The organism is Streptomyces sp. NPDC005805 (assembly GCF_040630445.1).
Lineage (GTDB): Bacteria > Actinomycetota > Actinomycetes > Streptomycetales > Streptomycetaceae > Streptomyces.
In genome coordinates this window covers 45,367-54,694 of sequence record NZ_JBEXXN010000049.1, presented here as the reverse complement: position 1 = coordinate 54,694, position 9,328 = coordinate 45,367, and the positions used below count along the sequence as shown (strand labels likewise).

At 71.9% G+C, this 9,328-nt stretch carries 4 protein-coding genes, 1 tRNA gene and 6 pseudogenes; 3 read left to right on the top strand and 8 right to left on the bottom strand.

Annotated elements, in window-relative coordinates; all coding sequences use genetic code 11:
• Window positions 1-91 precede the first annotated feature (91 nt).
• Window positions 92-1,510: a Re/Si-specific NAD(P)(+) transhydrogenase subunit beta gene (gene pntB / locus ABZ457_RS23555; protein WP_359160424.1), complete on the bottom strand. Its 1,419-nt coding sequence runs from the start codon at window positions 1,508-1,510 to the stop codon at window positions 92-94.
• A 1-nt stretch (window position 1,511) separates the two neighbouring features.
• Window positions 1,512-3,038 carry a Re/Si-specific NAD(P)(+) transhydrogenase subunit alpha gene (locus ABZ457_RS23550; protein WP_359160420.1) on the bottom strand — a complete coding sequence of 509 codons (1,527 nt, stop codon included), beginning with the start codon at window positions 3,036-3,038 and terminating at the stop codon, window positions 1,512-1,514.
• Window positions 3,039-3,323: 285 nt separating this feature from the next.
• Between ABZ457_RS23550 and ABZ457_RS23545 the strand changes: the two are divergent.
• A pseudogene (locus tag ABZ457_RS23545) lies at window positions 3,324-6,000 on the top strand (SpoIIE family protein phosphatase).
• Window positions 6,001-6,064: 64 nt separating this feature from the next.
• Here the strand turns inward: ABZ457_RS23545 and ABZ457_RS23540 are convergent.
• A tRNA-Pro gene (locus tag ABZ457_RS23540) sits at window positions 6,065-6,138 on the bottom strand.
• Between the two features lie 178 nt (window positions 6,139-6,316).
• On the opposite strand from ABZ457_RS23540, the pseudogene ABZ457_RS23535 reads away from it, so the two are divergent.
• Window positions 6,317-6,883: pseudogene (locus ABZ457_RS23535) on the top strand (transketolase); the annotation flags it as partial.
• Window positions 6,884-6,932: 49 nt separating this feature from the next.
• On the opposite strand, the pseudogene ABZ457_RS23530 reads toward ABZ457_RS23535, so the two are convergent.
• The 4 genes and pseudogenes from ABZ457_RS23530 to ABZ457_RS23515 form a co-directional block, all read right to left on the bottom strand.
• Window positions 6,933-7,121, bottom strand: a pseudogene (locus ABZ457_RS23530) (hypothetical protein); the annotation flags it as partial.
• Window positions 7,122-7,251: 130 nt separating this feature from the next.
• A pseudogene (locus ABZ457_RS23525) lies at window positions 7,252-7,392 on the bottom strand (zinc ribbon domain-containing protein); the annotation flags it as partial.
• Window positions 7,341-7,790 carry an agmatine deiminase family protein gene (locus ABZ457_RS23520; protein WP_359160436.1) on the bottom strand — a complete coding sequence of 150 codons (450 nt, stop codon included), beginning with the start codon at window positions 7,788-7,790 and terminating at the stop codon, window positions 7,341-7,343. The gene ABZ457_RS23520 and the pseudogene ABZ457_RS23525, both read right to left, overlap by 52 nt.
• Window positions 7,791-7,897: 107 nt before the next feature.
• Window positions 7,898-8,071 (bottom strand): annotated as a pseudogene (locus ABZ457_RS23515) (agmatine deiminase family protein); the annotation flags it as partial.
• A 213-nt stretch (window positions 8,072-8,284) separates the two neighbouring features.
• Between ABZ457_RS23515 and ABZ457_RS23510 the strand changes: the two are divergent.
• Window positions 8,285-8,497, top strand: a pseudogene (locus ABZ457_RS23510) (agmatine deiminase family protein); the annotation flags it as partial.
• Window positions 8,498-8,519: 22 nt separating this feature from the next.
• On the opposite strand, the gene ABZ457_RS23505 reads toward ABZ457_RS23510, so the two are convergent.
• Window positions 8,520-9,317, bottom strand: a complete 798-nt coding sequence (locus ABZ457_RS23505) for a class I SAM-dependent methyltransferase (RefSeq protein ID WP_359160417.1) — start codon at window positions 9,315-9,317, stop codon at window positions 8,520-8,522.
• Between the last annotated feature and the right edge of the window lie 11 nt (window positions 9,318-9,328).

Sequence of the window (9,328 nt, the reverse complement as noted above, 5' to 3'; positions counted from 1 at the left end):
TCGAGCCGCACGGCCCCATCGAGACCGAAGCAGCCCGACGCCTCACCGAAGACCTCAACCACGAGTGATCAACGGCTTACCCAACACTTTCTCAGAGCGCTCCGACGATGTCCTCGACCCGGGCCTTCGCGTCGCCGAAGAGCATCGAGGTGTTCTCCCGGAAGAAGAGCGGGTTCTGCACGCCCGCGTACCCGGAGGCCATCGAGCGCTTGAACACGATCACCTTGCCGGCCTCCCACACGGTGAGCACCGGCATGCCGGCGATCGGGCTGGCCGGGTCCTCGGCGCCGGCCGGGTTCACCGTGTCGTTGGCCCCGATGACGAGGACGACGTCGGTCTCGGCGAAGTCTCCGTTGACCTCGTCCATTTCGAGGACGAGGTCGTAGGGGACCTTGGCCTCGGCGAGGAGCACGTTCATGTGTCCGGGCAGGCGGCCGGCCACGGGGTGGATGCCGAACCGGACGTCGACACCCCGGGCACGCAGCTTCGAGGTCAGCTCGGCGACCGGGTACTGCGCCTGGGCGACGGCCATGCCGTATCCGGGGGTGATGACCACCGACCGTGCCGCGCCCAGCAGTTCGGCGGCGGACGCGGCCGTGATCTCCGTGTGCTCGCCGTACTCGGCTTCCGAGCCCGTGGGCGCCTCGATACCGAAGCCCCCGGCGATGACGGAGACGAAGGAGCGGTTCATCGCCTTGCACATGATGTAGCTCAGGTAGGCGCCCGAGGAGCCGACCAGAGCGCCGGTGACGATCAGCAGGTCGTTGCTGAGCAGGAAGCCCGAGGCGGCCGCGGCCCAGCCCGAGTAGCTGTTGAGCATGGAGACCACGACCGGCATGTCCCCGCCGCCGATCGAGGCCACCAGGTGCCAGCCCAGCGCGAGCGCCAGGACCGTCACGGTGATCATCAGCCCCGGGCCCGGGGTGATCACGAACCACACCGTCAGGGCGACGAAGAGGACCAGGGCGCCGAGGTTGAGGGCGTTCTTGCCCGGCAGCACCAGCGGCTTGGAGTCGATCTTCGCCGCCAGCTTCAGATAGGCCACGACCGAACCGGTGAAGGTCACTCCGCCGATGAACAGGCCGATGAACACCTCCGCGTGGTGGATGCCCAGGGTGCCGAGCGCGTCCAGGGCGGCGGCCTCCGGGCCGTCGGGATCGTGCTCGACGCCGAGGAATCCGTTCCAGCTCACCAGCACGGCCGCCAGGCCCACGAAGGAGTGCAGCAGGGCGATCAGCTCGGGCATGCCGGTCATCTCGACGCCGCGTGCCCGCTGGAGGCCGATGAGCGCGCCGGTCAGCATCGCGGCGGCCATCAGGCCGAGGGCGGCGCCGCCGATGTCGCCGTCCACCGCGAGGACGACCGAGGCGAGAAGGGCGACGCCCATGCCGAGCATGCCGAAGGCGTTGCCCAGCCGGGCCGATTCGTGCCGGGAGAGTCCTGCCAGCGCGAGGATGAACAGCAGCGCGGCGACAAGGTAGGCCGCCTGGGCGGCGATAGTCGTAGACATGTCAGCTCCGGTTGAACATGGCGAGCATGCGACGCGTCACCGCGAAGCCGCCGAAGACATTGATACTGGCCAGGAGGATCGCCACCGTCGACAGCGCCGTGACCGCGGCGCTGGTGTGCCCGGTCTGCAGGATCGCGCCGACGACGACGATCCCCGAGATGGCGTTCGTGACGGACATCAGGGGTGTGTGCAGGGCGTGGTGCACATGCCCGATGACGTAGTAGCCGATCACGATCGCGAGCACGAAGACCGTCACATGGGGCAGGATCGCCGCCGGCGCGAACGCGGCGATCAGGAAGAGCGCCAGGGCGCCGATCGCCACGCCGCCGAACTTCCGCCCGGGTGTCGTCTCCGGCTTCTCCGGCGCGGGCGGCACCGGCTTCGCCGCGGGCCCCGGGGCCGGCGCCGCCGACACCTCGACGGGCGGCGGCGGCCAGGCCGGCTCGCCCCGGCGCACGACGGTGACCGAGCGCTGCACCGGATCGTCCCAGTCGAGGACGAGGCTCCCGTCCTTCCCGGGTGTCATCAGCTTCAGCAGGTTCACCAGGTTGGTGCCGTACAGCTGCGACGCCTGCGCCGGGAGCCGGCCCGCGAGGTCGGTGTACCCGATGATCGTCACGCCGTTGCCGGTGCGGATCTTCTCGCCGCGTACGGTTCCCTCGACGTTGCCTCCGTTGGCGGCGGCCATGTCGACGATCACCGAACCCGGCTTCATGCTCGCCACCATCGCGGCGGTGATCAGCGTCGGCGCGGGGCGTCCGGGGATCAGCGCGGTGGTGATGACGATGTCGGCCTCGCGGCACTGGGCGGCGTAGAGCTCGGCCTCGCGCGCCCGGTAGTCGTCGCCCATCTCCTTCGCGTAGCCGGTCTTCGAGACCTCCGCCTCGGGGGACTCGATGGAGAGGTACTCGCCTCCCAGCGACCGGACCTGGTCGGCCACCTCGGGCCGGGGGTCGGTCGCCCGCACGACCGCCCCGAGCGAGCCCGCCGCGCCGATCGCCGCGAGACCCGCGACGCCGGCGCCCGCCACCAGCACCCTGGCCGGCGGCACCTTGCCCGCCGCGGTCACCTGGCCGGTGAAGAAGCGGCCGAATTCGTGCGCGGCCTCGATGACGGCCCGGTAGCCCGCGATGTTCGCCATCGAGGACAGCACGTCCATCGACTGGGCCCGGCTGATACGGGGTACGGCGTCGACCGACAGGGCCGTGAACGGCCGGCGGGTCAGATCGTCCACCATCGCCTGGTCGAAGACCGGTGCGAACAGGGCGATCACCGTCGCCTCCGGCCGGACCCGGTCCAGCTGCGACGGAGCGGGAGCGTTGACCCCGAGCACCACGTCCGCCGTCACGGCGTCACCCGTACTCGCTCCGGCGGCCTCGTACGCCTCGTCGGTGAATCCGGCCGCGACGCCCGCGCCGGGGTCGACGACCACCTCGTAGCCCAGTCCGCGGATCTGTTGGACGGTGGCCGGTGTGGCCGCGACGCGGCTCTCACCTGGCCGTTCTTCCTTGAGGACTCCGACAATCACGAGTGTTCTCCGTTCGCTGCGTCAACCGTCAACGTCGTGTTCCCGAGCCGGATCGGAAAGGGCGCCCGGTGATCCCGGGCGCGCCGATCAGCTTGGCGGGCCGGGCCACCGCCTGAACAGCTTCCGCAGGTGAGGTGTACGCAACATTTAGCCGGGGCCGGGAACGGGGAGGGGCGACTCGGCGCGGTGCCCGGGGCACACAGCGTGCACGCCCCCGGGCGGCACAGGCGAAGGTGCTACAACTGGGGAGATGAGCTCCTCCCGCCTCTCCCGCCCGGCCCACCGGTGCGGTCGAACCTAGGCAGACGCTTCACGAGCGTCGCCGGGCAGGTCTTCGTCCTTCAGGTGGCGATCGTGGTGCTGCTCGCCTCCGGAGCGCTGCTGGCCCTGGTGCTGCAGTCCCGGTACGACCTCGACCAGGAGGCGCGCAACCGGTCGGTCGCCGTGGCGGAGACCTTCGCGCACGCCCCGGGCCTGCAGGAGACGCTCAGGTCGCCGGACCCCTCCGCGGTCCTCCAGCCCCTCGCCGAGCGGACGCGCAGAGCAGCGGGGGTGGACTTCCTGGTGGTGATGGACACCAGCGGCATCCGCTACAGCCACCCCCAGCCGGACCGCATCGGCAAGCGGTTCGTCGGCACGATCGAGCCCTCGCTCGCCGGCCGTGTGCACACCGAGAGCGTGGACGGGCCGCTCGGCAAGGAGATCCAGGCGATCGTGCCGGTCACCTCACCGACGGGCGAGGTCGTCGGGCTCGTCTCCGCGGGTCTGACGGTGGAGAGCGTGACGGGCGTGGCCGACCGTCAGCTCCCGGTCATCCTCCTGGCGACCGGCACCGGTCTGGCCCTCGCCACCGTCGGCTCCGCGCTCATCAGCAGACGGCTGCGCCGCCAGACCCACGGGCTCGGCACGCAGGAGATGACCCGCATGTACGAGCACCACGACGCGGTCCTCCACGCCGTGCGGGAAGGGGTCCTGATCACCGACGACAGCGGGCGGCTGCTCCTGGCGAACGACGAGGCGAGCCGGCTGCTCGGCCTGCCGGGCGATGCCGAGGGCCGTCCCGTCGACCAGGTGGACATGGACCACCGCATGGCGGAACTGCTCCTCTCCGGCCGGGAGACGACCGACGAGGTGGTGGACGCCGGGGACCGGCTGCTCGTCGTGAACCAGCGGCCCACCCGGCCCCGGGGCCGCCCCCAGGGGGCCGCGGTCACCATCCGCGACTCCACCGAGATGCAACTCCTGAGCAGCCGGGCGGAGACGGCCCGCAGACGGCTCAGGCTGCTCTACGACGCCGGGGGCGAGATCGGCACCAGCCTGGACGTGGTGCGCACCGCGGAGGAACTGGCCGAGGTCGCCGTCCCCCGGTTCGCGGACTTCGTCACCGTCGACCTGGCCGACCCGGTGCTCTACGGGGAGGAGCCGGGGCCCGACGCCGACATGCGGCGCACGGCGGTGAGCGGCATCCGCCCGGACCATCCCCTGTATCCGCTGGGCACCCTGATCGACTTCCTGCCGTCCACTCCGCAGGCCCGCGGCTACGGCACGGGCACGGCCGAACTCGTACCGGATCTCGCCGAGGCGCCCGGCTGGCACGCCCAGGACCCGCCGCGCGCCTCGGCGATCGTCGGCTACGGCATCCACTCCCTCATCGCGGCTCCGCTGAAGGCCCGGGGGGTGGTCCTCGGGGTGGTGAACTTCTGGCGTTCGGAGAAGCCGGAACCTTTCGACGAGGACGACCTGTCCCTGGCCGAGGAACTCGTCGGACGCGCCGCGATCACCATGGACAACGCCCGCCGCTACACCCGTGAGCACCATCTCGCCGTCACCCTGCAGCGCAGCCTGCTGCCGCACGACCTGCCGGAGCAGAGCGCCGTGGACGTCGCGCACTTCTACCAGCCGGCCCAGTCCGGGGTGGGCGGGGACTGGTTCGACGTGATCCCGCTGCCGGGCAGCCGCGTGGGGCTGGTCGTCGGGGACGTCGTGGGACACGGTCTGCACGCCGCCGCCACGATGGGGCGGTTGCGCACGGCGGTGCACAACTTCTCCTCCCTGGACCTGCCGCCCGACGAACTCCTCGCCCGTCTCGACAACCTCGTCCAGCGCATGGACCAGGAGGGCAGCGCCCCCGGGCGGCGGTGTCATGGGCGCGACCTGCCTCTACGCCGTCTACGACCCGGTCTCCCAGCTCTGTGTCATGGCCCGGGCGGGGCACATGCCGCCGCTCGTCGTCGCGCCGGACGGCACCACCACGATCTGCGAGCTGCCGGCCGGTCCCCCGCTGGGACTGGGCGGCATGCCCTTCGAGACCACGGAGCTGCGTCTCGCGGAAGGCAGCCTGCTGGCCCTGTACACCGACGGGCTGGTCGAGGAGCGGAACCAGGACATCGGCGTCGGCCTGGAACGGCTGCGGACGGCGCTCGGCCATCCCGGCCGGGACCCGGAGGCGAGCTGCCGTGCCGTGCTCGACGCGCTGCTCCCCGGCCGGCCGGCCGACGACATCGCCCTGCTCGTCGCCCGTACCCGGGTCCTGGACCCCGACCGCGTCGTCCAGTGGGACGTGCCGTCCGACCCGAGCGAGGTGGGGGTCGTGCGCGGCCTCGCGGCGGAGCAGCTCACCCGCTGGGGCCTGGCGGAGCTCGTCTTCACCACGGAGCTGATCCTCAGCGAGCTGGTCACCAACGCGCTGCGGTACGGCACCGCGCCGGTGCGCGTCCGTCTGCTCCACGACCGCAAGCTGACCTGCGAGGTGTGGGACGCCAGCAGTACCGCCCCGCACCTGCGGTACGCAGCCTCCACGGACGAGGGCGGCCGCGGGCTGTTCCTGGTCGCACAGCTGAGCGAGCACTGGGGTACCCGGTACACCCCGGAGGGCAAGGTCATCTGGGCCGAGCAGTCGCTGTCCGCCGACGGCGCCGACCTGTCCTGGGACACGCTCCCGCCGCCGGGGCCCATCATCTGACGGACATGCGTGAGGGCCGGGTCGGATGATCTCCGACCCGGCCCTCAGCTGCGACTCTCACGAGTCGGGACGACAGGATTTGAACCTGCGACCCCTTGACCCCCAGTCAAGTGCGCTACCAAGCTGCGCCACGTCCCGGTGCCCGTGACCTGGGGTTTCCCCCGGCCGAACGCGCACGAGAACCATACCGCACTCGGGCCGGTGGTCACGAACCCGTTTCACCGGGGCGCGCGGCACTCGACCACACGGGCGAGCGCTTGACCTCAAGCTTGGTCGAGGTTGCCCGGTGGAGCCATGACCACGACAGAACTCACCCCCGGGCGATGTGGCCCTCCTCGACACCCTGGACGGCTGGACGGTCCATGTCCCCGGCCACCCCGACGAGGCGGAGGCCCTGCTGCGGGCGGCCGTGACGGGCGAGGACCGGGTGTACGTACGGCTGTCGATGCAGCCCAACGAGACCCCGCGGCCGGTCGACGGCACCCGCTTCCTGACCGTGCGCGACAGCGGGGGCGGGCCGGTCGTGGTGGCCGTCGGCCCGGTGCTGGACGACGTCCTCACGGCGACGGAGGGCCTGGACGCGACCGTCCTGTACGCGACGCCGTGCGCCCCCTCGACGCCGCCGGGCTCCGCGCGGCGGTCGGCGACCGGGCCGCGGCGGACGTCGTCCTCGTCGAGCCCTACCTCGCGGGCACCTCCACGGCCGCCGCGAACGACGCCCTGGCGGAGGTGGCGCACCGGGTGCTGGGGCTGGGCACGGCCCGCGCGGAGCTGCGCCGCTACGGCACGATCCCGGAGCACCTGGCTGCCCACGGCCTGGACCCGCGCGGCCTTGCGGGAGCGGATCACGGCGTTCGCGGGGCGCGGCGACGGGGGGCGATGAGGCTGGGACACCCGCCCGGCCCGGGCGGGTGTCCCAGCCGGACGAGCCGTCACGCGGGTGCGGCCCGCTCCTCGTCCGGCGTGCCGGACGAGTCCCCCGGTCGGGGCGCCGACACCGAGCCCGTCAGCCGGTACTGGCGCGCCTGCGCCCGGTACATCGTCGCGTACCGGCCGCCCCGCGCCATCAGCTCCTCGTGCGTGCCGGACTCCGCGAGGCGCCCCTTGTGCAGGACGTGACTCCTCCCCCGGATAATCCCGGGGGGCTTCTCCTGTCGGTGGCTGTGCCACGTCGGGAAGGACCAGCCCGGCCCTGAGCGCGACGTTCCAGGCGCCCACACGGTCGGCGTGGTCGATGTGCCGGCATGAGGTGCACTGGAACTTTTCGCCGTCGCGGTTCCCGCCGTCCACGTGCCCGCGTGCGGGGCAGGTGCGGGAGGTGTTGCGAGGGTCGACCGGGATCAATACACGAGCGGCGCTTTCAGCCTTCTGCGCGAGGATGCCCAGGAACACCCCCAACCCGCGTCAAGAATACTGCGGTTGAGCCCGGCCTTGGCGACCTTCTCCACCGCCCGGCGGTGCCTGGCGCTCCGCTCCCCGCAGCGGTCCGGCGCCTGAGCCGGCGAAGGGAGCCCGTGCGCCGGGGCGGACACTCCGGCCACGGCCTCAGGGCGGTCGATGTTCAGCTGTTCGATCGCGCGGTCCGGGTAGAGGCGGGCCAGTGTCGTCTTCACCGCCGCGTCCGCCCGCTGGTCGCCGAAGTGGGCGCAGACGACCGCGCCGTTGCAGAGGTAGTAGTTGGCGTAGGAGGCGAGGAAGTCGGGGTCGCCGGAACGGATCCGGTCGTAGTCGGGGCCCTGGAGGCGCATGGTGTCCATCGGGATGCCGGTGGCGGAGGTCGAGGCGGACAGGATGCTGTACTGCCGCCGCGCGTCGCGGGCGTAGGCGTCGTCGTCGGACGCGAGGGGATCTGCACCAGGGCCTCACCGGGGGCGAGAAAGCGGGACGTGGCGTCGACGTGGTTGTCGGTGATGTCCTGGCCGCGGACGCCGTCGAACCAGATGACCTTGGTGGCGCCGTACGCCGCCAGCATGGCCGACTCCACCTGGCGCTCGGTCATTCCGGGGTTGCGGTTGCGGTTCACCAGACTGCTGCGGGTGGCCATGAGGGTCCCGGCGCCGTCCTGTTCGATGGCGCCGCCCTCGCCGACGAGACCGGCGAAGGTGAAAGCCGTACGCGTCCTCGTCGCGGAGGCGATTCACCGGCTCCCGGATACACCCTGTTCTCAGGACAACGCGCGAACCCGCCCCGGTGACGGGCCCCGATGCGAACCCCGCCTCGCACGATGCCCCCGCCCCGGATCCCGGGCCGCGCAAGCTTACGATCGGAGACCCCGTTGTCCCGGTTCCTCTCCACCTACGCGAACTTCTCCATCGGCAACGACGCGGTGTACATGCCCCGCTTCGGCGACCGGAAGGCCGACGACCGGGCTCGGGGGATCCTGCACGAGCACCTCCCCAAGCGGGACATCGTCCCGGTGGAGATCGACACCGTCGCCACCGGAGGCGGCGGCATCCACTGCGCCACCCACGACCAGCCGGGCGAGCCGGTCGACTGAGCGCCGTCTCGCACCGCGTGGGTCACACCGCGTGGGTCACACGGAGTTTCGACTGGCCGTGCGGCAGCCGCTCCCAGTCGTCCATGAAACGGGCGGTCAGGCCGTGCCGCGCGGCCAGCCGGACGAGGGTGTCCGTGCGGTAGTAGAAGTCCTCGCCGAGGACCTGGTGCTCGCCCGCCTCCGTGCGGTCGTAGGTGAAGTCGAAGAAGCCGCCGGGCGCGAGGATCCGGCCGACGTGGGCGAGGCACTCGTCGATGACCTCCAGCGGCGAGTGCGAGAAGACGCTGTGCGCGTGGACGACCGTGAACGCGGCGTCGGGGAGGAAGTCCAGCGTCAGGTCGTCGACCGGCGTCAGGTAGGGCAGCTTCTCCTGGAGGCCGTACCGGACAAGGGTCCTCTTGGCCTCGATGAGGATGTCCGGCGAGATGTCGATCCCGTGGTAGTGCCCCGGCTCCAGATGGTCGATGAACCGCCAGCCCGCGCGCAGGTTGCCGCAGCCGATGTCCAGCAGCCGGTCGTGCGGCTGGAGCCCGTGCTCGCGCAGGTAGTCGAACTGCATCTGCCCGATGGCGAGCCAGCGTTCGCGCGACGGGCCGCCGCCGACCGCCGCCTCCGGGCTCCGCGCGGTGTCGGACGCCATCACGGCCCGGTAGTACGCGATGTGGCCGCCGCCCCGGTGCCGCAGCCGCAGCCACGCGTCCCGGCCCGCGCGGCGCAGATGGGGCACCACACGGCGGGGATGCCGCAGGGCGTACCGCACCTTGTGGCCGAGCCGTGAGCGGTTCACCGACAGTCGACGCGATGCGGGTGCTTGCTGCATGACGGCCTCCG

Coding starts and splice junctions, on each gene's coding strand:
- pntB (WP_359160424.1), bottom strand. CDS start 1,510: ATGTCTACGACTATCGCCGCCCAGGCGGCCTACCTTGTCGCCGCGCTG.
- ABZ457_RS23505 (WP_359160417.1), bottom strand. CDS start 9,317: ATGCAGCAAGCACCCGCATCGCGTCGACTGTCGGTGAACCGCTCACGG.